This window comes from Pseudomonas sp. 1928-m, assembly GCF_029269135.1.
Taxonomy (GTDB): domain Bacteria; phylum Pseudomonadota; class Gammaproteobacteria; order Pseudomonadales; family Pseudomonadaceae; genus Aquipseudomonas.
The window spans coordinates 424,283-447,289 of record NZ_JARIXO010000002.1 but is presented as its reverse complement, the minus strand read 5'-3'; the positions used below and the strand labels follow the sequence as shown (position 1 = coordinate 447,289).

Sequence of the window (23,007 nt, the reverse complement as noted above, 5' to 3'; positions counted from 1 at the left end):
GTTCTTAAGTGGCCTGCTGATGCGCGCCATCACGTTCTGCTTGCTGTTGTTGCTGGCATTGCCTGCTGCAGCAGTCGAGCGGGTAGTGACCCTGGCACCTTCCCTGACTGAAATCATGCTGGAGCTGGATGCGGGCGACTTGCTGGTCGGCCTGCTCGATGGGGGTGAACGCCCGGCAGCGGTCGCGCAGCTACCTTCGGTTGGCCGTTACGGTCAGCTTGAATTGGAAAGCTTGCTCGAACTTCAACCCGATCTGGTACTGCTCTGGCCCGATAGCATCAGCAGTGCGCAACGCCAGCAGTTGCAGCGTATGGGGATTCCCCTGCTGATCGTGGAGCCACGCAAGCTGGCTGATCTGGCAGAGAACTTCGTCGAAATTGGCGCGCGAATCGGCCGTGCCGAGCGAGGCCAACAGCTGCATCAGCAATTCAATAGCGGCTTGGTGGCGTTGCGTCAGCGCTATCAGCGTAAACAGCCATTGCGTCTGTTCTATCAGGTCTGGGATGCGCCGCTGTACACCATCGGCGGCCAGCAGATTATCAGTGACGCTCTGCGTATCTGCGGCGCCGAGAATATCTTTGCCGAACTCACCTTGCCGGCGCCGCAGGTCAGCGTGGAGGCGGTGCTGCAGCGCAATCCCGAGGTGATTCTGGCGGGTGTGCAGGGGCAGTTGGACGCCTGGCGCATCTGGCCGGGCGTGGCTGCGGTTGAGCGTAAGCAGCTGTGGCTGGTGCCGGATGCCGGTCTGGAACGGCCGAGCTTTCAGATGTTGGGGGCGGTGGAGGCGTTGTGCAGACGTTTGAGCGAGGCGCACTGAGGCGGCCCTGGGGCTAAAGCCCCAGGGCCGATATTTCAGAACCGGTAACCGACGCTGAGCTGTACCTGCTCTTCGGGGGCGGGGTAATGGTACGAGCCGCTCCAGGTGCTCCAGCCGGCATGGCTGTCGTATTGCTTGCCGGTGAGGTTGTTGACCCGCAGCTTGCTGCTGAATTGCTGATAGTCCCAGCTCAGCGCCGCGTTGATCAGGGTATAACCGCCCTCGCGAGGCATGGCGTGGCCATCATCGCTCGACAGGTAGCGCGCGCCGGTATAAACCGCCTCGACATAGCTGGTCACGCCGGGCAGCAGCTGGTAGCTGAGGTGGGTGCTGGCGCTGTGGCGCGACACCCACGGCACTTCGTTGCCCTTGAAATTGCCTTGCAGGTATTCCGAGTCGGTAAAAGTGTACTGCCCGCCGATGCTCAGGCGGGCGCTTAGCTGGCGTTCGGCTTCCAGCAGCAGGCCCTGGCGACGGGTCTTGTCCAGGTTGATGTTGGCTCCCATCCCGGCATTGGCCTGCGAGTCGTACATCAGTTCGTCCTCCAGGTCGAGGCGATACAGGCTGGCCTGGTAGCGCTGCAGGTCGTCCTGCCATTCGGCTCCCGCCTCCCAGGACACGCCAGTCTGCGGCTTGAGGTAATCGACGCCCGGCAGTACATAGCCGTTTTCATCGACGTTGGCCCAGCGCAGCACGTCTTCGCGCTTGATAAACAGGCGCGCATGCTCGGCCGCCTGCCAGCTGAGGCCCAGGCTGCTGCTGCCCTGGTTATCGGTATGAGTCTTGCCCGCGCCGTGCTTGCGGTCTTCGGCCTGGCTCTCGCGGTAGCCTGCGCTAAGGCTGAGGCTGCTGCTCAGCGGCTGCACCCACTGGCCGTACCAGTCGCGCTGGGTCTGACGGAACTCGGTGCGGGTCAGGCTGTTTTCATAGTCGTTGTTGATATGGTCATGCCCCAGCAGCCATTCACTGCGGCCGAGGGTGCTGTCGAGGTGCCCGGAGAAGCGCGGGCTGATGCTTTCCACCCGCGTGCCCTGGTGGTAGCGGCTGCCCCAGGACGAGCCGATGCCGTCCTGATCGCTGTGGCTGTAATCGAGGTTGGCGGCGAGGTTGTCGTGCAGCTGCTGTTGCAGGGCGAGGCGGTGCAGCTGGGTCTTGCTGTCGAACCAGTCGCTGGAGGTGCTCTGCTTGCGGTCGGCGCGGCGCTGGGCGCTGCTGAGGCTGCCGGGGTAGAGCAGCTCGTCGTCCACCGTCTGGTATTCGTAGAGCGCATGGCCGCCATCGTGGTCATAGCGCAGGCGGGCGAAGGCGTTGCTGTAGCTGGCGTTGTTGTGGTCACGGTAGTTGTCGGCCGTGCGCGACTCGCCGCTGAGGAAGGTGGAGAAGCCGCCTCCCAGGGACTGCGCCAGATGGCCGCGAAAGGCTTCGAGGTCATGGCTGCCACGAGTGGTTTCGATATAGGCCTCACTGTCGCTGGGTTGGCGAGTGATGATATTGATCACCCCACCCACCGCCTGGTCGCCATACAGCACGCTGCCGGCACCACGGATAATCTCGATGCGTTCGATATTGCTCAGTGGCACGCTGCTCAGATCCGCGCCGGCGAGTGCCGGCTGATTGAGGCGGCGGCCATCGACCAGAATCAGGGTGTTGTTCACCGCGTTTTCGCCAAAGCCACGCAGGCTGAAGGTGGCGCGGCTGCCATCGCCGATCACGTCGCGCACCTGCAGCCCGGCTTCGCCGCGCAATACATCGACCAGCGAACTGGCGGCGCTGGCTTCGATCTGCTGGCGGTCGATCACCCGGACGCTGGCCGGGGCCGGGGTTTGCAGTGGGGTGGCGCGGGTAATCACCAGCGGCGGCAGCTCGATGGCGGCGTTGGCCAGGCTAAGGCCGGGAGCAAGGGCCACGGCGAGGGCAAGACGGGACAGATTCACTGAGAAGATCCTCAAAAGGTCGAACGACTTTTGAGAAGGGCAGGGGCAAGAACGGGCGCGCGGGCGCAGCCTGAGCTTGACGGTGATGCCCTCCGCAACACCAGTCACATCCAGCAAGGCCGGTCTCCGGGCTCTCGACGTGCGCCGCCTCGCCTTCCCGGGATAATCCAGTGGCGTTGAGGCGACGTGCAGAACGGCTCTGCGGTCGATTACCGTTGCGGGGGCAGCGCCGGGATGGTTCGTAAAGAACGCACCGGCTTCCCGTTTAACGCCGCTTCACTATGGAAGGGGCGCACCTTGGCGGAAGTAAAACGCCGCGCACCTTAATGCGCGGTTGAATGAATTACAAGCAAGCCTGGCTCAGCTCTGGATGAGCGGTATTCATGCAGAAAGGCTGGAGAGACGCGCGCGGATGGCGGCTTCGATACCTGCGCCATCCAGCCCACATTCGGCGAGCATCTGCGCCGGTTTGGCGTGCTCGACGTAATAGTCCGGCAGGCCCAGATGCAGCACCGGCTTGAGGATGCTGGCGTGGGCGAGGAACTCGCTGACCGCGCTGCCAGCTCCGCCCATTACGCTGTTCTCTTCGATGGTCACCAGCAGCTCGTGGCTGGCGGCCAGCTGGCGCACCAGGGCTTCGTCCAGTGGTTTGACAAAGCGCATATCGACCACCGTGGCGTCGAGTGCTTCGCCAACTTTGAGCGCTTCACTGAGCTGCACACCGAATACCAGCAGGGCCGTTTTGCTGCCTTGGCGACGAACCACGCCCTTGCCGATGTCCAGTGGCTCCAGGCCCGCTTCGATGGCGGCATTCGGGCCGCTGCCGCGCGGATAACGCACCGCCGCCGGGCCGTTGAACAGGTGGCCGGTGGTGAGCATGCGGCGCAGCTCGTTTTCATCGCTCGGGGTCATCACCAGCATGCCGGGGATGCAGCGCAGGTAGGAAATATCGAAGCTGCCGGCGTGGGTCGGGCCGTCTTCGCCGACCAGGCCGGCGCGGTCGATGGCGAACAGCACATCGAGGTGCTGCACGGCCACGTCATGAATCAGCTGGTCATAGGCGCGTTGTAGAAAGGTCGAATAGATCGCCACCACCGGCTTGGCACCGTCGCAGGCCATGCCGGCCGCGAGGGTCACGGCGTGCTGTTCGGCGATGGCCACGTCGAAATAGCGCTCGGGGTAGCGTTCACTGAACGCCACCAGGTCCGAGCCTTCTTTCATCGCCGGGGTAATGCCGACCAGGCGTGGGTCCTGCGCGGCCATATCGCAGAGCCATTGACCAAATACGCTGGAGTATTTTGGGCCGCTGGCTTGCTTGGGTGCGGCTGGCGCGTTGATCGGCTCCAGCTTGGTGATGGCGTGATAGCCAATCGGGTCGGCTTCGGCTGGGGCGAAGCCCTTGCCCTTCTTGGTCACCACATGCAGAAACTGCGGGCCGTCGAGGTCGCGCATATTGCGCAGGGTGGCAAGCAGGGTCGGCAGATCATGGCCGTCGATGGGGCCGATATAGTTCCAGCCCAGCTCCTCGAACAGGGTGCCGGGCACCAGCATGCCCTTGGCGTGTTCTTCGGTCTTGCGCGCGATTTCCCAGGCACCCGGCAGGCGCGAGAGGATTTTCTTGCTGCCCTCGCGCATGCTGGCGTAGGTGCGGCTGGAAAGGATCTTGGCCAGGTAGTTGGACAGCCCGCCGACGTTCTTGGAGATCGACATGTCGTTGTCGTTGAGGATCACCAGCATATTGGCGTTGACGTCGCTGGCGTGATTCAGCGCCTCGAAGGCCATGCCTGCGGTCAGGGCGCCGTCGCCAATCACCGCTACGGCCTTGCGCCGCGAACCCTGAATGCGCGCCGCAATCGCCATGCCCAATGCCGCGCTGATGCTGGTGCTGGAGTGGCCAACGCCAAAGGTGTCGTACTCACTTTCCGAGCGCCGCGGGAAGGCGGCGATGCCGTCCTTTTGCCGCAGACTGCCCATCTGTTCGCGGCGGCCAGTGAGGATCTTGTGCGGGTAGGCCTGATGGCCGACGTCCCACACCAGGCGATCATCTGGGGTGTCGAAGACGTAATGCAGGGCCACGGTCAGCTCAATTACGCCGAGGCCCGCGCCGAAATGCCCGCCGGTCTGCCCGACCGTATACAACAGGTATTGGCGCAGCTCGTCGGCCAGGGTTTCCAGCTCGGCTTCGCCCAGACGGCGCAGCTCGTCCGGCGTGTTGGCGCGGTCTAGAAGGGGCGTCAGCGGGCGCTCACGGGGAATCTCGTGGAAGGTCGTCGGCATCAGGCAGATCGTTATAGGTGTAAAAGATGCGGCAGTTTACCCGAAGCGCCGGAAACTGCCCAAACATGGTTCGGCTCAACGTAACCCGTAGCCCGGATGCAATCCGGGGAATGTTCTCCGAGGCTCCCCGGATTGCATCCGGGCTACGGTATGTGGGCTACCAGGTATCGATGCAGCGCTTTTTGCCCTCGCGGGTTGCAGGCTTGGGCGCGGCGTTGAGGCCGCGCAGCAGCCAGGCGCGGGTTTCCAGCGGGTCGATCACCGCATCAATCTCGAGAAAGCTGGCCATATTGATGCCTTTGCCGTTCTGGTAGGCCTTGGCTACCAGCTTGTCGAACAGCTGTTGGCGCGCGGCGGGTTCTTCCACCGCCGCCAGTTCCTTGGCAAAGCCCAGGCGCACTGCGCCCTCCAGGCCCATCGCGCCAAACTCGGCGCTGGGCCAGGCGATGGTAAACAGCGGCGAATGGAAGCTGCCGGCGGCCATGGCCTGGGCGCCCAGGCCGTAGCCCTTGCGCAGCACCACGGTGAAAAACGGCACGGTCAGGCTGGCGGCGGTGACAAACATGCGCGAGACGTGGCGTACCGTGGCCTGCTTCTCCGCCTCCGGGCCGACCATAAAACCGGGGGTGTCGCACAGCGACAGCAGCGGGATATCGAAGGCGTCGCACAGCTGCATAAAACGCGCGGCCTTGTCGCCGGCCACTGCGTCGATGGCACCGCCCAGGTGCGCAGGGTTATTCGCCAGCAGGCCGAACGGCTTACCTTCGATGCGGATAAACGCAGTGATCAGCCCCGGTGCGAACTCACGGCGCAGTTCCAGCACCGAGTCGCGGTCGGACAGGGTGGCGATCACCTGGCGGATGTCATACACGCGCAGGCGGTTTTCCGGAATAAGGTGGCGCAGCTCGCGTTGATCGGCGCAGCTCCAGTCGCTGAGCGCGCCCTGGAAGTAGCTCAGGTACTGCTTGGCCACCTGCACCGCTGCCGCTTCGTCCGCCACTCGCACGTCGATGACGCCATTGGGCCCTTGCACGCTGACCGGGCCGACCTGTTCCGGTTTGAAGCTGCCCAGGCCGCCGCCTTCGATCATCGCCGGGCCAGCCATGCCGATGGTCGCGTTGTCGGTGGCGATAATCACATCACAGCAGCCGAGTAGGGCGGCGTTGCCGGCAAAGCAGCGCCCGGACACCACGCCCACCAGCGGCACCAGGCCGGAGAGCTTGGCCATGCCGACAAAGGTGTGGCAGTCCAGCCCGGCCACGCCGACGAAGTCGGTATCGCCCGGCCGGCCGCCGCCGCCTTCGGCAAACAGCACCAGCGGCAGGCGCCACTGCGCGGCCAGGCCGAGCATGCGGTCGGTTTTCTTATGGTTCATCACGCCCTGGGTGCCGGCGAAGACCGTGTAGTCGTAGGCGATGGCCATGCAGCGCGCCGCCTGGCTGCCGAACGTCTCGGCATTGACTGTGCCAATACCCGCCACCAGGCCATCAGCCGGGCTTTGTTCGATCAGCTCTTCCAGCGAACGGCGGCGCCGTTGCGCGGCAATCGCCAGGGCTCCGTATTCGCTGAAGCTGCCGTCATCCAGCAAGTCCGCCAGGTTCTCGCGCACGGTACGTTGGCCAGTTTTGCGTCGTTTGGCCACGGCCAGGGGGCGGCGCTCGTCGCGGGTGACGGCATGGCGTTCGAGCACTTCGGCCAAGTCCGCGCGGATGTGCGCCAGGTCCAGGCTCTGTTCGTTCTGACTGGCGGCGACGATCACGTCGGCAGGCTCGATAAACAGCAGCGGCTGCCCTTCATTGATCGCGCTGCCAACCTGCACGGCCAGCTGGCGGACGATGCCGCTATGACTGGCGGTGACGACAAACTCCATCTTCATCGCTTCCAGCACGGCGATGCTCTGGCCGACGGCCACGGCATCGCCTTCTGCCACCTCCAGGCTGACCACCACCCCGGTGCTGTGGGTCAGCAGCGGCAGGCAGCCAGGTGGTGCGTCCGCTATCTGCTCGGCGTTTTGGCTGGCGGTCTGCGCAGCAGCAAAGAAGTGATGTGGATGGGCCTGGGGCTGGGCCGCCAGCAGCGTACCGAGCTGGCTTTCGACAAAGCGCGTGGTCAGCTGATAGCTCGCCACTTGCGGCAGGCGCAGCAGGTTTTGCAGCAGGTGCAGATTGCTCGCCACGCCTTCCAGGCGAAACTCGCACAGCCCACGGTAGGCGCGGCGCAGGGCGCTGGGGTAGTCCGGCGCATGGGCGATCAGCTTGGCCAGCAGCGAATCGTAGCTGGGGCTAACCGGGTAGCCGGCGTAGCCGTAGCCATCCACGCGCAGGCCGGGGCCGCTGGGCGGCTGGTAGGCGGTCAGGGTGCCGGCGGCCGGGCGGGTGCTGCCGTCGCTGCTCATGCTTTCCAGATTGATGCGCAGCTGCACCGCGCAGCCATTAAGCGGCGGTGGTTCGAGCAGGCCAAGCTCGGCCAGCGACTGGCCGGCAGCGAGCTTAAGCTGGGTGTGCAGCAGATCGACGCCAGTGACCTGTTCGGTGACGGTGTGCTCGACCTGAATACGCGGGTTGGCCTCCATAAAGTAGAAGCGCTCGGGCTGCTCGGCATCCAGCAGAAATTCAAAGGTCCCCAGGCCTTGATAGCGGGCGGCGCGCGCCAGTTGCAGCGCGGCGTCGATCATCCGTGCGCGGGTGGCGGCGGGCAGGTCCGGGCTGGGGGCGATTTCCACCAGTTTCTGCTGGCGACGTTGCAGGCTGCAGTCGCGTTCCCATAGATGGCAGACCGCGCCCGTGGCATCGCCCAGTACCTGAATCTCGATATGCCGGGCGCTGCGCACCAGTTGCTCGATATACAGTGCGTTATTGCCGAAGGCGCTGTGCGCCTCGGACTGGCAGCGGGCAAAGGCCTCGTCCAGTTCACTGGCCGCGAATACCGGGCGCATACCACGGCCACCGCCACCAGCCAGGGCCTTGAGCATGACTGCGCCATGCTCGGCGAGAAAGCCATGGGCTTCATCCAGGCTGATCGCTCGATTGATCCCGGCCACCAGCGGCACCGCGCAGCGCTCGGCCAGCTCTCGCGCTGCTGCCTTGTCGCCAAACAGTTGCAGCACTTCGCTGCTGGGGCCGACAAAGCACAGCCCGGCGGCCTGGCAGCGGCGGGCGAACTCGGCGTTTTCTGCGAGAAAGCCATAGCCGGGGTGCACGGCATCGCAGCCCTGCGCCTGGGCAATGGCGATCAGCTGATCCATATCCAGGTAGGCCGGCACGCCCCGCCCCTTGAGGGCGACGGCGCTATCGGCCTGGCGCACATGCAACGAAGCCGCATCGTCTTCGGCGTACACCGCGACCGAGCGGATGCCCAGCTCACTGGCGGCGCGGGCGATGCGGATGGCGATTTCGCCGCGGTTGGCGATCAGCAGGGCGGCAAAGGGCGCGGTGGTAACGGGCATGGTGGCTCCAGATTTTTATTCTGCAGCCATCTTAGGCGCTCTGCGGCCCAGGTAAACCAAGGCCTAGTGGGCGTAAGTCGGGGTATTTATCTGGGTGATGATCGCCGGGGGCAGGGTCGCCCGGATGCAATCCGGGAGCTGTTTCCAGGGCTGGATTTTCCCGGATTTCATCCGGGCTACGGGCTGCGGCGGGGATGTTCGCGGGCATGGCCCGCTCCTACAAAAAACGTCGAATTCCGTAGGAGCGGGCCATGCCCGCGATAGGTACTACGCCGTTTAGCTGCGCCGTTCGACGATATACCGCGCCAGATCGCGCAGCGGCTCGGCCGTCTGGTCGAACGGCCGTAGGGCGTGCAGGGCCTGGTCGCGCAGTTCCAGGGCGTAGGCCTTGGCCGCATCGAGGCCGAGCAGGGCCGGGTAGGTCGGTTTGTCGTGGGCCTGGTCCTTGCCCTGGGTTTTGCCCAGGGTGGCAGTGTCGCTTTCCACGTCGAGGATGTCGTCCTGCACTTGGAATGCTAGGCCGATGGCGCGGGCGTAAGTGTGTAGGGCTTTGAGTGCGTGGTCATCGGCCTGGCCGCTGGCCAAGGCGCCGAGCTGCACGCTGGCTTCGATCAGGGCGCCGGTCTTGTGCCGATGCATGATTTCCAGGGCGTTCTGGTCGAGGGTTTGGCCGACTGAACCGAGGTCGATGGCCTGGCCGCCGACCATGCCGGCTGGGCCCGCCGCGCGGGCCAGGGCACTGAGCATGGCCAGGCGCAGCTCGGCGTTATGCGGGTTGTGCGTGGCGTCGGCGAGCACTTCGAAGGCCAGGCTCTGCAGGCCATCGCCGGCGAGAATCGCGCAGGCTTCATCGAAGGCTTTGTGGGTGGTCGGCTGGCCACGGCGCAGGTCGTCATCGTCCATCGCTGGCAGGTCATCGTGGACCAGCGAGTAGGCGTGGATCAGCTCCACTGCGCAGGCCGCCGCGTTGGCGCGCTCGGGCTCGCCGCCGAGGGCTTCGCAGGCGGCGTAGGCGAGCAGCGGGCGCACGCGTTTGCCGCCATTGAACAGGCTGTAGCGCATGGCGGCGTAGAGGCGTTCCAGTTCCGGGCGAGGGCTGCTCAGGAGGGTTTCCAGGGCGGTATCGACGCGGCTTTGGCAGCTGCTCTGGTAGGCCGCAATCATGCCTGCTGGTCCGCGTCGAAGGGGGCTTCCTCCAGCTCGCCGTCGCGTTCCATCAGGATCTGCACTTTCTGCTCGGCCTGGGCCAGGGCGGTCTGGCAATCGCGGGTCAGGCGTACGCCCTGTTCGAAGGCAGTCAGCGAGTCTTCCAGCGACAGCTCGCCGTTTTCCAGACGTTCGACCAGGTTCTGCAGATCGGTCAGGGATTGCTCGAAGTCGAGCGCGGCTTTTTTGCGGGCGGCCATGGCGGATATCTCGGGGTAGATCGGGGAATTGGAACCGGCGCGACACTAGCAGAGCCATGCCGTGCGGGCAAATCAGCGGGATGTTTGTACTGGCTGTTGGTGTTGGATTGTGGGAGGGGCTTTAGCCGCGATAGCCACTCGACCGTTCGCCGCTAAAGCGCCTCCCACAGGGTGTGGTGGCCTGCTGGCTGTCAGCCAATCACGCCATGCCCACGCGCCATCAGCACCGCTAGTAATGGGATGGTCAGCAGCGCCAACAGTTCCAGGCGAATCACCGTGATCACCAGGCGCGCCTTGGCTGCGCTGACCTGCGGTACTTCGCCGGCCTTGAGGCTGTTGCGCCAGTTGAGGAAGACAAAGGTCGGCACCACGGAAATCAGTCCGACCAGAATAAACAGCCCGACCTTGGCGTGAAACAGGCTATTGCCCAGGTAGTAGTCCAGGCCCTTGCCGTACCAGAGCACCCGCGCCAGGCCGGTAAACAGCACCACGCCGGCGCAGATGCCGTAGGCGATGTCGGTGATGATCAGGCTGCGTGCGCGGCGCAGGTCCAGCGGCAGTTTGAATTGCACATGCTCGATGCTGAGCAGGGCGAACAGCAGGAAGATCGACAGGTAATGCAGGTAGGCGGCAATAGCTTGGCCCATGGTGGCGTCCCTTCTCTGGATTGGCTGATCAGCTGGTTAGCAGGCCGTTGAAAATGTAGGCGAGGCAGGCAAGACAAGGCAAAAACGGCCGAAAAAGCGGAGTTTACTGCTGTAAATGAGCATTACTCGCTTCGCTCGCCCTTCGGGCCGCGCTGAAGCGCGTTAGCCGCAAGCGGCTTGCTGAGGCCGTTTTTAACGCAGTATTGCCAACGCAGGTAGTTTTCAACGGACTGCTAGCTCGACTCGATTGCGACCATTGCCCTTGGCCTGATACAGCGCCTGGTCGGCGCGGTTCATGGTGGCGCTTGGTGGCTCCTGAGGGGCGCGCAGGGCTGCGCCGATGCTGATGGTCAGGTTGAGTTGCAGTTCGTCGATGCTCACCGGCTCCTTGTGCAGGGCCGTGCGAATGCGCTCGGCAATCTGCAGCAGTTCATGCTCATCATGCACCTGCAGCAGCACCACGAACTCCTCGCCGCCGCTGCGCGTTACTACATCCTGCGGGCGCACAGCGGCGCTGATGCGCCGTGCGGTTTCCCAGAGCACCTGATCGCCCGCAGCGTGGCCGTGGTTGTCGTTGACCTTCTTGAAGTAATCCAAGTCGCAGAACAGCACGCCAAGCTGCAGGCCCAGATCGTCGGCCTGCTCCTGCTGCCGGGGCAGAAAATGATTAAGGCCGGCGCGGTTCCACAGCTGGGTCAGCGGGTCGAGCATGGTCTTGCGCTGTTCACGGCTTAGCGCCGCGCGCAGCTGCGCGGTCTGCTCGCTGACGTGGCGCAGCTTCAGGTAGCCCTCGACCAGGGTCGCCATGTCGATAAATAGGCGCACCTGTTTGTCCGTCAGCTGCCGTGGTGTCGGGTCGATCAGGCACAGGGTGCCCAGCGGTTGGCCTTCCTGGGAAAACAGCGGTTGCCCGGCGTAGAAGCGGATCTGCGGGTTGTTGACCACCACCGGGTTGTCGTGAAAACGCAGGTCGTTATGGGTGTCTTCGACTATTAATGGCTGGGTGCCGAGTATCGCGTGGGCGCAGAAGGAGATGGTCCGTGGGGTTTCGGTGATCTCCAGGCCGATGCGCGACTTGAACCACTGGCGGTCATGGTCGATCAGGCTGACCAGCACGGTTTTGACCGCGAATACTTCGCGCACCACCCGCACCAGGGTGTCTAGATAGGGGTCGGCGGGGGTATCGATCAGTTCGTTGTCATCGAGAATCTGCTGGCGCAGGACTTCATCGCAGGGCATTTCAGGGCTGAGCATAAGGGGCTCCTGATTGGCTGGGGGCGAACCATTGGTCGGCACGGGTCAGGCGGTAAGCATAGCCAGCCAGGCACAGGCTGCGCAGCCCCATAAAACTCAGAAAGGCCAGCCACAAGCCCTGGTTGCCCAGCGGTTGCAGGGCCCAGGCCAGCGGCAGGCTGAGCAGCAGCGCCAGAAGCATGGCATCGCGCATCTCGCGGGCACGGGTGGCGCCGATAAACAGGCCGTCGAGCAGGTAGCTCCACACCGCGATCAGCGGCAACAGGGCGAGGTACGGCAGGTAGGCGAACGCCGCCTCGCGCACCACCGCAATATTGGTCTGCAGGCTGATAAACCAGTGCCCGCCAAGCAGAAAGAACAGCGCAAAACCCAGGCTGGCGAGCAGCGACCAGCCGCCGGCGACAATCAGCGTGCGCCGCAGCGCGCTGCGATCACGGGCGCCCAGGGCATGCCCGCACAGCGCCTCCAAAGCGTGGGCCAGGCCGTCGAGGGCGTGGGCTGCGAGCAGCAGGCCGTTGAGCAGCAGGGCGTTGGCCGCCACCGTGGCATCGCCCAGGCGGGTGCCCTGCACGGTGATCAGAAAGAACACCGCCTGCAGCGCCAGGGTGCGGATAAATATGTCGCGGTTTACTGCCAGCAGCGGTCGCCAGTTCAACCAGCGGCATAGCTCCGCCCAGTCCAGCGTCCCGGCGTAGGCACGCAGGGCGCGGCGGGCCAGGTACAGGCCGAGCAGGGCGCCGCTCCACTCGGCAATTACCGAGGCCCAGGCCGCGCCGGCCACGCCCCAGTGCAGGCCGAGGACAAACAACAGATCGAGGGCCACATTCAGCAGGTTGGTGGTCAGCAGAATAGCCAGCGGCCCGCGCGCGTTCTGCGTACCCAGCAGCCAGCCAACCAGGGCATAGGTGGCCAGCGCCGCTGGCAGGCCGAGCAGGCGGATATACAGGTAGCTACGCGCCAGTTCATCGAGCTGCGCCGAGGGCTGCATCAGGCTCAGTGCAGCGCTGCTCAGGGGAATGGCCAGGCTGATCAGCACCACTGCCAGCAGCACGCCGAGCAGCAAACCCTGCAGCAGCACCTGGCGCAGTGCGCCGCCATCATTGCGCCCGGCGGCCTGGGCGCTGAAACCGGTGGTGCCCATGCGCAGAAAACCCACTGCCCAGGTCAGCAGGGTGTACAGGCTGCCGCCGACGGCCACCGCAGCCAGTTGATGGGCGTGCGGTAAGTGGCCGATCACTGCGCTGTCGACCAGCGCCACCAGCGGCACCGAGAGGTTGCAGAGGATCATCGGCGCAGCCAGCGCCCAGACCCGTTTGTGGGTCGGCGTGTGCTGCCAGGCGTCGCGTACGGCGTTTATCAAATGCGTTCTCAAACTTGCTTGGCGATAGCTGCAACGAAATGCGCGGACGCGTGTCACAGGCGGGTTATTAAACACTGATCGACAGGCGTGCGCTGCTGAGCAATTTTGCATGCGCGCGCTTAGTGGTCGGTTAGCGCCTCGACTATAGTGTCAGGCCTCTGCACCTACCCTTGTTGGAGCCCGCAATGCCGAAGAATGGACTGCTTCTGGCACTTGTCCTGAGCCTGCTCAGCGCCTGTGATTCATCCACCCCTGGGCCCGCCGAAGTGACGGTCACCCAATCCTCCCCCGTGAGCAGCGAGGTGGCCAAGCCGGCGCTCGACCGCAAGGCGCTGGCCGAGCGTTATGCCGGCCGCGAACTGACCGTGGTGGATGTCTCGGAAGTGCAGCTCAATGGCGCCAGCACGCTGTCGATCAGCTTCTCGGTGCCGCTCGACCCCGAGCAGAAGCTCGCCGAACGCCTGCATCTGGTCGATAGCAAAAGCGGCAAGGTCGATGGCGCCTGGGAGCTGACCGACAACTTAATGGAAGTGCGCCTGCGTCATCTGGAGCCGCAGCGCAAACTGGTGCTGACCGTGGATGCCGGCCTGCTCGGGCTGAATGGCAAGAGCCTCGCCGCCGAGCAGGTGACCCGCATGGAAACCCGCGACCTGCAAGCCAGTGTCGGCTTTGCCAGCCGTGGCTCCTTGCTGCCCACGCGCCTCGCCGAAGGCCTGCCGGTGATTGCGCTGAACGTCGACAAGGTGAATGTCGAGTTCTTCCGCATAAAATCCGAGTCGCTACCGGCCTTCCTCAACCGCTGGGGCCGCGCGAGCAATCTGGATAACTGGGAAGCCCGCAGCCTGCTGCCGATGGCCGATCTGGTCTATGGCGGCCGTTTCGATTTGAACCCTGCACGCAACACCCGCGAAACCCTGCTGCTGCCGATTGCCGGCCTGGAGCCGTTCAAACAGCCCGGGGTATACCTGGCGGTGATGCGTGAAGCCGGCAGCTACAACTACTCACAGCCGGCCACGCTGTTTACCCTGAGTGATATCGGCCTGTCTGCGCGGCGCTACCAGAACCGTATTGATGTGTTCACCCAGGCCCTGGCCGGCGGTGATGCCCTGGGCGGTGTACGCCTGGAAATCCTCGATGCCGAAGGCAAGGTACTGGCCGAAGGCAAGACCGACAGCGCCGGCCATGGCGAACTGCCGCTGCCAGCCAAGGCCGAAGTGCTGCTGGCCCATCAGGGTGAACAGACCAGCCTGCTGCGCCTGAATACTGCGGCGCTGGACCTGGCCGAGTTTGATATCGCCGGCCCCGTCGCTCATCCGCTGCAGTTCTTTGTATTTGGCCCGCGTGATCTTTATCGCCCCGGCGAAACCGTGTTGCTCAACGGCCTGCTGCGCGATGCCGATGGCCGCGCGGTAAAAGCCCAGCCGGTAAATGTGGAAGTGCGCCGCCCGGATGAGCAGGTCAGCCGCAAATTCGTCTGGCAGGCCGATGACGCCGGCTTGTATCAGTACCAGCTGCAACTGGCCGATGAGGCGCCGACTGGACGCTGGCAACTGCTGTTCGACCTCGGCGATGGCCGCCAGCAGTTGTATGAGTTCTCCGTGGAAGACTTCCTGCCGGAGCGCATGGCCCTGGAACTCAAGGGCAGCGATGTGCCTTATAGCCCGGCAGAAAATGCCCAGTTCGACGTGACTGGGCGCTATCTGTATGGCGCGCCGGCGGCGGGCAATCGTCTCAGCGGCCAGCTCTATGTCCGCCCGCTGCGTGAGGCGGTGGCCAGCCTGCCGGGTTATCAGTTCGGTTCGGTTACTGAAGAAGAGTTGAGCGAGGACATCGATCTCGATGAAACCAGCCTGGACGAACAGGGCAAGGCCAGCCTGGATATTGAAAGCCGCTGGAGCGATGCCAAATCGCCGCTGCGCCTGATCCTGCAGGCCAGCCTGCAGGAATCCGGTGGTCGGGCGATTACCCGGCGGATTGTTCAGCCGGTCTGGCCGGCCGAGCGCCTGCCCGGCGTGCGTGGGCTGTTCGATGGCGAAGAAGTGGACGCCGACAGCCTGGCCGAGTTCGACGTGCTGGTGGCCGATGCGGCCGGTAACAAACTGGCGGCTGACCAACTCAGCGTGCGCCTGATCCGTGAGCGCCGTGACTACTTCTGGAACTTCTCCGAGAGCGATGGCTGGAGCCATAGCTACACCGAGAAATTCCTCACCCTTAACGAAGAAACCCTCAAGGTCACTGCCGGTGGCACCGCCAAGATCAGCTTCCCGGTGGAGTGGGGCCCGTACCGCGTTGAGGTCATCGACGGCCAGACCGGCATGCTCAGCAGCATGCGTTTCTGGGCCGGCTACCGCTGGCAGGACAACGCCGACGGCGGCGCGGTGCGCCCGGATCAGGTCAAGCTGGCGCTGGATAAACCGGCGTACGTCGATGGCGATACTGCTCAGGTCACCGTTACCCCGCCTTCTGCGGGCAAGGGCTACCTGATGGTGGAGTCCAGCGAGGGGCCGTTGTGGTGGCAAGAGATCGACGTGCCGGCCGAGGGCAAGACCTTCGACATTCCGATTGCCAAGGACTGGGCGCGCCATGATCTGTATGTCAGCGCCCTGGTGATCCGTCCCGGCGAGCGCAAAAGCAATGCCACGCCTAAACGTGCGGTCGGCCTGCTGCACCTGCCGCTGGAACGTGCGCCGCGCAAATTGGCACTGACCCTCACTGCTGCGGAAAAGATGCGCCCCAACCAGCCGCTGAAGGTCAAGGTGCAGGCGCGCAACGCTGACGGCAGCATCCCGAAACAGGCGCAGGTGCTGGTGGCGGCGGTGGATGTCGGCATCCTCAATATCACCGAGTACGCCACACCTGATCCATTCGCCAACTTCTTTGGCCGCAAGGCCTATGGCGCGGACCAGCTGGATATCTACGGGCAACTGATCGAAGCCGGGCAAGGCCGGGTGGCCAAACTGGCTTTCGGTGGTGACGCGGCGCTGGCCGGTGGCGGCAAGCGCCCGGATACCAGCGTGCTGATCGTCGCGCTGCAGAGCCAGCCGCTGGCGCTGAATGAGCAGGGTGAAGGCGAAGTCAGCTTGGCTATCCCCGACTTCAACGGCGAGCTGCGCCTGATGGCGCAAGCCTGGACCGATGAGCATTACGGCATGGGCGAAGGCAAAACGGTGGTCGCTGCACCGCTGATCGCCGAGCTGTCGGCGCCGCGCTTCCTCGCCGGGGGCGATGAAACCACCCTGGCCCTGGACCTGAGCAACCTGTCCGGGCGCGAGCAGAAACTCGATGTACAACTTAGCGCCGAAGGCCAGCTGCGCCTAGCGCAGAACCCCGGCGCGGCGGTGGCGCCGATCACCCTGGCGGATGGTCAGCGCACCATTCTGCGCATCCCGGTCACCGCGCTGGGCGGTTACGGGCAAGGGCGCTTCAAGGTCAGTGTCAACGGCCTGGCCCTGCCCGGTGAGGATCTGCCGCCGTTTAGCCGTGAGTGGACGCTGGGCATTCGCCCGGCCTACCCTGCGCAGCTGCAGCATTTCCGCGCGGTGCTGAAAGACGAAGCCTGGCTGCTGCCTGCGGATGCTTTGAGTGCTTTTGAAACTGCTGGTTTGGAAGCGCGCTTGGCGATTTCCAGTCGTCCGCCGCTCAACCTGGGTGAGCAGATTCGTGCGCTCAAGGCGTATCCGTATGGCTGCCTGGAGCAGACCACCAGCGGTCTGTACCCGTCGCTGTATGCCGATGCTGCAACGCTAAAACGTCTGGGCGTGGAAGCCGAGCCGGATGAGCAGCGCAAACGCTCCATCGAGTTGGGTATCGAGCGTCTGCTGAGCATGCAGCGCTACAACGGCAGTTTCGGTCTGTGGGGCGCGGACAGCGATGAGGAATACTGGCTGACCGCTTACGTCAGCGACTTCCTCCTGCGCGCCCGCGAGCAGGGCTTCGGCGTACCGGAAGAGGCGCTGAAAAAAGCCAATGAACGCCTGCTGCGCTACCTGCAGGAACGTCACCTGATCGAGGTAAACTACAGCGACAACGCCGAACACAGCCGTTTTGCCGTGCAGGCCTACGCCGGTTATGTGCTGGCGCGCAGTCAACAGGCACCATTGGGTGCGCTGCGCAGCCTGTATGAGCGGCGCAGTGATGCACGCTCCGGTTTGCCGCTGGTGCACCTGGCCGTGGCCCTGCAGAAAATGGGCGATCAGCCGCGTGCCGACGAGCTGCTGACCGCCGGCCTGGCCCGTGGTCGTGAGAGCAATAACTGGCTGGCCGACTACGGCAGCCCGCTGCGTGATCAGGCGCTGATTCTGGCGCTGCTGGAAGAGCACGACCTGGCCGGCAACCGCCGTGAAGAGCGGCTGTTCAACTTGGCCGATGAAGTTTCCGGGCAGCAGTGGCTGTCGACCCAGGAGCGCAACTCGCTGTACCTGGCCGGGCGCAACCTGCTGAGCAAGCCGGAACCGAGCTGGAGCGCAGCTCTGCAAAGCGGCAGCCTGGCCTTCGAACTGAGCAATGCCCAGCCGGGCCTCAAGCTCGATGGCAGTGATCTGGCGGCGCCGCTGACTATCCGCAATGCAACAAGTAAACCGGGCGATACGCCGCTGTATCAGCAGCTGACCCTCTCCGGCTACCCAAGCCAGGCCCCGGCGGCGGGCGGTGAAAACCTCAGCATCTACCGCGAATACTTAGGCATGGACGGTAAGGCGCTTGACCTGAGCAACTTGCAAAGCGGCGAGCTGGTGCTGGTGCACCTGGCCGTGGCGGCCAAGCAGCGGGTGCCGGATGCCCTGGTGGTCGACCTGCTGCCGGCGGGCTTGGAGCTGGAAAACCAGAACCTGGCACAAAGCTCGGCCAGCCTGGACGACGCCAGCAGTGCGGTGAAGGAATGGCGTAAGTCGATGCAGAACGCGGCGATCAAGCATCAAGAGTTCCGTGGTGATCGCTACGTCGCCGCGCTGGATGTCAACGGCTACGACACCACCCACCTGCTGTACCTGGCCCGCGCCGTCACCCCCGGCAGCTACCGCGTGCCGCCACCGCAAGTGGAGTCGATGTACCGGCCGAACTGGCAGGCGCTGGGCGAAAGCCCAGGACGCTTAATCGTTAAAGAGCGCTAGAACGCACAAGGCCCGCCAAATTGGCGGGCCTTGTTGTTTAGTTGATGTGATTTAACTGATCAGTCCACTGAGCAACCACAACCCCAGCACCAGCCAGATCACCCCGGCAATGATCGAGCGGCGGATAAATGCGCGTACCGCCAGGTACAGCAGCCAGAGACCGGCCAGCAGAATCACGATGCTGAGCAGTGATGGCGTCACTCCCAATGCCTTGGACATGCCCGCGATAAAGCTGCTGACCGCGCCGCCGAGCATGCCGAAAAAGCCGCTCAAGCCTTCGACGATAAAGCGGATCACCGAGCCGACCGCCTCGCCCAGGGATTCAAAAAAACCTTCTACACCCATAGTTCTCGTTCCACTCGACTCTGCATTGATGGCTGCCGCGCGTCAGTGTGCCAGTCATTGGGCAGATTGGCAGCGTTACAGAGCATGAGCCGCCAGCGCTGGACATAGAAAAGCCCCTGCCTCAGCGAGGCAGGGGCTTGTGGTGTAGCGCGTTTCAGTTAAGCAGGGTTGGACAGCTGACACCCACTGCGGCAAAGGCGGCAATGGCATCGGCAGACCCATAGCTGCGGTTCTGCGCCGACTGGATTACGCCGCAGGCGCCGCGGTTGAAGTCGCTGGTTTCCGTCCAATAGAAACGATTGGCGTCGACAAACACTTCGAACGCTTTGCGGGTATTCCAGCCGATTTTCTGGCTGAGCAAGTAGAACGCACGGTTATACACCCCGCTTGAGTGGTGTACATCCATGCCATCACGGTACTGCTCGGCGTGATCAATCGAGCGACCGTCACGGCTGGGCTGGTTCATATAGCGCAAGGCGCCGTCACCTTTGAAGATGTCGTAGCCGACCTTCCAGTCGTTCTTGCCCTTCATAAAGTATTCGGCTGCCTCGCCAGCCATATCGGAGAACGCCTCATTGATGCCGCCGGACTGGTTGCTGTAGACCAGCCCCGAATGCAGCTCGGTAAAACCATGGCTGACTTCGTGGGCGGAAACGTCCAGCGATACCAGTGGGTAGAAGCGATTACGACCATCGCCGAAGGTCATCGCCTGACCGTCCCAGAAGGCATTTTCATAGCCGTTGCCGTAATGCACCTTCATATACAGCTTGCGGTTGAGCAGCGGACGCAGACCGCCAAACCAGCTGCCATACATCTGGAACACCACGTTGCCGAAATAGTGCGCGTCGTTCAGCGGCGAGAAAGCGCCGTTGATGCTCTTGAAGTCGTTGAACGAACAGGCGAACTGAAAGGGCGTGGTGCTGCTGTTGTTCAGGCTGTGGTTGAGGTTGACGGTGATGACATTGCCGCTGTCCATCTGGCACTTGTTGTTGACCGACAGATGTCCGTAGTCCGTTCCATACAGGTAACGGCCACTTTTCAGGTTGCCCCCCGGCCCCGTTGCCTGGGCGTGGTTGAGACCTTCCCATTGATCAAGCAGCTCGCCGCTGTTGGCTTCGATCATAAAGAACGGGCGTGAAGGTTTGGCCCCAGGGACAAAGAACGACACCACGTACGCCAGCTGTGCGCGTTGCTGCGCATCGAGCCGCACAACCAGTTCGCTCTGTTCGTTTTCGCTCGGCAGGCCGCTGGCTTTCAGGCTTTTGGCCATTTCCAGGGCTTGTTTGGCGCTGAGCGTTGGCGTTGCGTCGCGTACCAGGTCGCTGCTGATATCACTCACCAGGCGGCCGCTGCGCAGGGGCTGACTACCGTCGGTAAACTCGGTGATGGCTTCGCCCCACACCCGGATGCCCTTATAGAACTGTTGATAGCGCACGACCTGGGCACCACCAGGCAATTGCGCGCTCAGGGTGGCGTTCAGCTCGTCCGGCTGCAGTCCAAGGTCATCATGGATGTCGCCAGCGCCGGCTATACCGGGGCGGGCTGGCAGGGTTGAGAGATCAATCAGTTCTGCGGCGAAGGTACAGGCGGGGGAAGCAAGTGCGGCGAGTAGCAAGGTTTTCGGGAAGATCTTCCTGTGCATTGATGTAGCTCCATTGGGTAAGCGGAGGATGGCTCCGTGAATAGCCCGTTGCCTTATGGCGATAACGGTTTCTCACTGTTGTCGGCGCGGCGGGTAGCCAGGCGTTAACAGCGAACCCAAGGTATAGGCGTCAAAAATACGAATATCAAAAAAATGACGCAAAAAGATAACAATGGGCGCAAACAGCTCTAGCACGGTACTTTTGTTCGTATGTTCTGGCGGATATGGCCTGTTCCTTCCGGGCGTCGAGCGTCTACGCGCCTGGTCGCGAGTTGCTAGCGGAGGCCAGAAATATTGGGCAGTGCCGCGTATAGTGCGGCGCTTCAGGGATGTGTGTTGAGAGAGGCGCTATGCGTTCTGGGGCGGGTCGGTTGGTGGCAGCGCGCGCTGTTGTGCTGAGGTGTTTACGCCGTCCCTGGCTGGTTATTGCGCTGTGCCTGTTGCTGATTCTGGTAGCGGCCGACCGGCTGTTTCCGCTGCCTTTGCCGGGCGATGACCTGGCACGTGTGGTGCTGGCCGAGGACGGTGCGCCGCTGTGGCGCTTTGCCGACCATGATGGCGTATGGCGCTATCCGGTCAGCCCCAGTGAGGTGTCGCCCTATTACCTGGACGCGCTGCTGGCCTACGAGGACCGCTGGTTTTACCAGCATCCTGGGGTCAACCCGCTGGCGCTGGGCCGCGCGGCCTGGCAGAACCTCAGTGGCGGGCGCGTGCTGTCGGGGGGCAGCACGCTGTCGATGCAGGTGGCGCGCCTGCTTGATCCGCATGCACGCAGCTATAGCGGCAAGCTCAAGCAACTGTGGCGCACGCTGCAGCTGGAGTGGCACCTGTCCAAGGATGAAATCCTTACCCTCTACCTCAATCGCGCGCCTTTTGGCGGCACCCTGCAAGGCGTGGCGGCGGCCAGCTGGGCCTATCTGGGCAAATCACCGAGCCAGCTGACCCGCGCCGAGGCGGCATTGCTCGCGGTACTGCCACAAGCGCCCAGCCGTTTGCGCCCGGATCGCCATCCTGAGCGGGCCCAGGCTGCGCGGGATAAGGTCCTCAAACGTCTGGCCAGTTTCGAGGTGTGGCCGCAGTCAGCGATCAATGATGCCTTGGAAGAGCCCGTGCTGCTTGCCCCGCGTCAGGAACCGCGCCTGGCTCCGTTACTGGCGCGGAGGCTGAATACGCGCGGCAGTCCGCCGCTGATTCGCACGACTATCGATGCCGCCCTGCAGCGCCGCCTGGAAGACCTGCTGCTGGGCTGGCGGGCGCGGTTGCCGGAGCGCACCTCGGCGGCGATTCTGGTGGTCGAGCAGCCGAGCATGGCGGTGCGCGCCTACCTGGGGTCGGTGGATATCGGCGATGCCAAGCGCTTCGGCCATGTCGACATGATCAACGCCGTGCGCTCGCCAGGTTCGACCCTGAAACCCTTTCTTTACGGCATGGCGCTGGACGAGGGGCTGATCCATTCCGAATCACTGCTGCAGGATGTACCGCGACGTTATGGCGACTACCGCCCGGGCAATTTCGCCGCCGGTTTCAGTGGCGCGGTGTCCGCCAGCGAGGCGCTGGCCACCTCACTCAATCTGCCCGCTGTACAGCTGTTGGAAGCCTACGGGCCGAAGCGTTTTGCCGGCGAGTTGCGCAGTGCTGGCGTGCCGTTGCTGCTGCCGCCGTTGGCCGAGCCCAATCTGGCGCTGATTCTCGGCGGTGCCGGTAGCCGGCTGGAGGAACTGGTCAGTGGTTACAGCGCCTTTGCCCGTGGCGGCATGGCCGCGCGTCTGCGGTTTCAGCCGCAGGATGGCCTGCATGAGCGGCGCTTGTTGTCGCCTGGTTCGGCGTGGATCGTGCGGCGCATTCTCAGCGGTCAGGCGCGCCCGGACCGTGACCCGCGCGCGCAGCTGGTGCCGCGCCCGACCCTCGCCTGGAAGACCGGCACCAGTTATGGCTTTCGCGATGCCTGGGCGATTGGCGTGGCGCCGCGTTACCTGATCGGCATCTGGATCGGCCGGCCCGACGGCACCCCGGTGTCCGGCCAGTTCGGCCTGGCTTCGGCGGCGCCTTTACTGCTGCAGGTACATGATCTGCTGGTCAACCGCGACAGCCAGCGCGGCATCGCCCTGCCGATTGATCCGCAGCCTGCCTCGGTCGGTGTGGCGGCGATCTGCTGGCCGCTGGGCCAGCCGCTGGACAGTCGTGACCCCAACTGCCGGCGCCAGCGTTTTGCCTGGACCCTGGATGGCACCACGCCGCCGACCTTGCCGGCGCAGGACCAGCCGCTGGGTTTGGGTCTGCAGGAAAGCATCTGGGTGAATGCCGCCGGGCAGCGCGTGGATGCCAGTTGCCCGGGGGCGACGGCACAGAGTCTGGCGTTATGGCCGGCACCGCTGGAACCCTGGCTGCCGCGCCGTGAGCGGCGCAGTGCGCGCCTGCCGGCGGTTGATCCGCAGTGCCCGCCGCGACATGTGCCGGTCGCGGCGCCGCTGTCGATCGTCGGCGTACGCGAAGGCGACCGCTTGCGCCGTCCGTCCGGCAGCGCCGAACCCCTGCGCTTGCGCCTGTCCGCGCTGGGCGGCAGTGGTCAGCGCTGGTGGTTTGTCGACGGCCAGCCAATTGCCGAAACCAGTGCCGATGCACTGTTCACTCACGCCTTTGCGCGCAACGGGCAGTATCAGCTCAGCGTGCTGGATGAAAGCGGGCAGACCGCGCGGGTTGAGTTCAGCCTGTCGGACTAAGGCGCTGCGCAAGGCTGTTCTGGCCATCAGTGACTACGCTGTTAGGTGAAGG

13 protein-coding genes and 1 riboswitch are annotated in these 23,007 nt (G+C 64.0%); of the genes, 3 read left to right on the top strand and 10 right to left on the bottom strand.

Annotation, left to right across the window (positions count from 1 at the left end):
• Positions 1 to 19 precede the first annotated feature (19 nt).
• Entirely contained in the window at positions 20 to 817 is a 798-nt protein-coding gene (locus P3C18_RS11545) for a cobalamin-binding protein (RefSeq protein WP_275962056.1), read from the top strand.
• Between the two features lie 35 nt (positions 818 to 852).
• Here P3C18_RS11545 and P3C18_RS11540 read toward each other — a convergent pair whose 3' ends face one another.
• From P3C18_RS11540 to P3C18_RS11505, 8 genes are all read right to left on the bottom strand, one after another.
• Positions 853 to 2,751: a TonB-dependent receptor gene (locus P3C18_RS11540; protein ID WP_275962006.1), complete on the bottom strand. Its 1,899-nt coding sequence runs from the start codon at positions 2,749 to 2,751 to the stop codon at positions 853 to 855.
• Between the two features lie 99 nt (positions 2,752 to 2,850).
• A riboswitch (cobalamin riboswitch) is annotated at positions 2,851 to 3,066 on the bottom strand.
• Positions 3,067 to 3,132: 66 nt separating this feature from the next.
• Positions 3,133 to 5,028 carry a 1-deoxy-D-xylulose-5-phosphate synthase gene (gene dxs, locus P3C18_RS11535; protein ID WP_275962005.1) on the bottom strand — a complete coding sequence of 632 codons (1,896 nt, stop codon included), beginning with the start codon at positions 5,026 to 5,028 and terminating at the stop codon, positions 3,133 to 3,135.
• A gap of 157 nt (positions 5,029 to 5,185) precedes the next feature.
• Positions 5,186 to 8,473, bottom strand: a complete 3,288-nt coding sequence (locus P3C18_RS11530) for a carboxyl transferase domain-containing protein (protein WP_275962004.1) — start codon at positions 8,471 to 8,473, stop codon at positions 5,186 to 5,188.
• Between the two features lie 276 nt (positions 8,474 to 8,749).
• Positions 8,750 to 9,637, bottom strand: coding sequence for a (2E,6E)-farnesyl diphosphate synthase (gene ispA / locus P3C18_RS11525; protein ID WP_275962003.1), 888 nt, complete (start codon positions 9,635 to 9,637; stop codon positions 8,750 to 8,752).
• Positions 9,634 to 9,879 (bottom strand): exodeoxyribonuclease VII small subunit, encoded by a 246-nt coding sequence (locus P3C18_RS11520; RefSeq protein WP_160016186.1) that lies wholly within the window; start codon positions 9,877 to 9,879, stop codon positions 9,634 to 9,636. Before P3C18_RS11520 ends, ispA begins: the two co-directional genes overlap by 4 nt.
• 191 nt (positions 9,880 to 10,070) lie before the next feature.
• The gene (locus tag P3C18_RS11515; protein WP_275962002.1) at positions 10,071 to 10,526 is read right to left on the bottom strand and encodes a DUF2214 family protein; all 456 of its coding nucleotides are present in this window, start codon (positions 10,524 to 10,526) and stop codon (positions 10,071 to 10,073) included.
• A gap of 222 nt (positions 10,527 to 10,748) precedes the next feature.
• A complete protein-coding gene (locus tag P3C18_RS11510) occupies positions 10,749 to 11,780 on the bottom strand; it encodes a sensor domain-containing diguanylate cyclase (RefSeq protein ID WP_275962001.1) in 1,032 nt (343 codons plus the stop codon).
• Entirely contained in the window at positions 11,767 to 13,137 is a 1,371-nt protein-coding gene (locus tag P3C18_RS11505; protein WP_275962055.1) for an MATE family efflux transporter, read from the bottom strand. The genes P3C18_RS11510 and P3C18_RS11505 overlap by 14 nt, the downstream gene beginning before the upstream one ends.
• Positions 13,138 to 13,325: 188 nt before the next feature.
• On the opposite strand from P3C18_RS11505, the gene P3C18_RS11500 reads away from it, so the two are divergent.
• Positions 13,326 to 18,248, top strand: a complete 4,923-nt coding sequence (locus P3C18_RS11500; protein ID WP_275962000.1) for an alpha-2-macroglobulin — start codon at positions 13,326 to 13,328, stop codon at positions 18,246 to 18,248.
• Between the two features lie 51 nt (positions 18,249 to 18,299).
• Here the strand turns inward: P3C18_RS11500 and P3C18_RS11495 are convergent, their stop codons facing one another.
• Together P3C18_RS11495 and P3C18_RS11490 are read right to left on the bottom strand one after the other, a co-directional pair.
• Positions 18,300 to 18,593 carry a hypothetical protein gene (locus tag P3C18_RS11495; RefSeq protein ID WP_275961999.1) on the bottom strand — a complete coding sequence of 98 codons (294 nt, stop codon included), beginning with the start codon at positions 18,591 to 18,593 and terminating at the stop codon, positions 18,300 to 18,302.
• A gap of 154 nt (positions 18,594 to 18,747) precedes the next feature.
• A complete protein-coding gene (locus P3C18_RS11490) occupies positions 18,748 to 20,235 on the bottom strand; it encodes a M4 family metallopeptidase (protein WP_275961998.1) in 1,488 nt (495 codons plus the stop codon).
• Between the two features lie 350 nt (positions 20,236 to 20,585).
• Here P3C18_RS11490 and pbpC point away from each other — a divergent pair, with 350 nt between their 5' ends.
• Positions 20,586 to 22,955, top strand: coding sequence for a peptidoglycan glycosyltransferase PbpC (pbpC, locus tag P3C18_RS11485; RefSeq protein ID WP_275961997.1), 2,370 nt, complete (start codon positions 20,586 to 20,588; stop codon positions 22,953 to 22,955).
• The last annotated feature ends 52 nt before the right edge of the window (positions 22,956 to 23,007 follow it).

What these genes read in the sequence shown, in the direction of transcription:
- P3C18_RS11545 (WP_275962056.1), top strand. Translation starts at nt 20, where the DNA reads ATGCGCGCCATCACGTTCTGCTTGCTGTTGTTGCTGGCATTGCCTGCT.
- dxs (WP_275962005.1), bottom strand. Translation starts at nt 5,028, where the DNA reads ATGCCGACGACCTTCCACGAGATTCCCCGTGAGCGCCCGCTGACGCCC.
- P3C18_RS11530 (WP_275962004.1), bottom strand. Translation starts at nt 8,473, where the DNA reads ATGCCCGTTACCACCGCGCCCTTTGCCGCCCTGCTGATCGCCAACCGC.
- ispA (WP_275962003.1), bottom strand. Translation starts at nt 9,637, where the DNA reads ATGATTGCGGCCTACCAGAGCAGCTGCCAAAGCCGCGTCGATACCGCC.
- P3C18_RS11520 (WP_160016186.1), bottom strand. Translation starts at nt 9,879, where the DNA reads ATGGCCGCCCGCAAAAAAGCCGCGCTCGACTTCGAGCAATCCCTGACC.
- P3C18_RS11515 (WP_275962002.1), bottom strand. Translation starts at nt 10,526, where the DNA reads ATGGGCCAAGCTATTGCCGCCTACCTGCATTACCTGTCGATCTTCCTG.
- P3C18_RS11510 (WP_275962001.1), bottom strand. Translation starts at nt 11,780, where the DNA reads ATGCTCAGCCCTGAAATGCCCTGCGATGAAGTCCTGCGCCAGCAGATT.
- P3C18_RS11500 (WP_275962000.1), top strand. Translation starts at nt 13,326, where the DNA reads ATGCCGAAGAATGGACTGCTTCTGGCACTTGTCCTGAGCCTGCTCAGC.
- P3C18_RS11495 (WP_275961999.1), bottom strand. Translation starts at nt 18,593, where the DNA reads ATGGGTGTAGAAGGTTTTTTTGAATCCCTGGGCGAGGCGGTCGGCTCG.
- P3C18_RS11490 (WP_275961998.1), bottom strand. Translation starts at nt 20,235, where the DNA reads ATGCACAGGAAGATCTTCCCGAAAACCTTGCTACTCGCCGCACTTGCT.
- pbpC (WP_275961997.1), top strand. Translation starts at nt 20,586, where the DNA reads ATGCGTTCTGGGGCGGGTCGGTTGGTGGCAGCGCGCGCTGTTGTGCTG.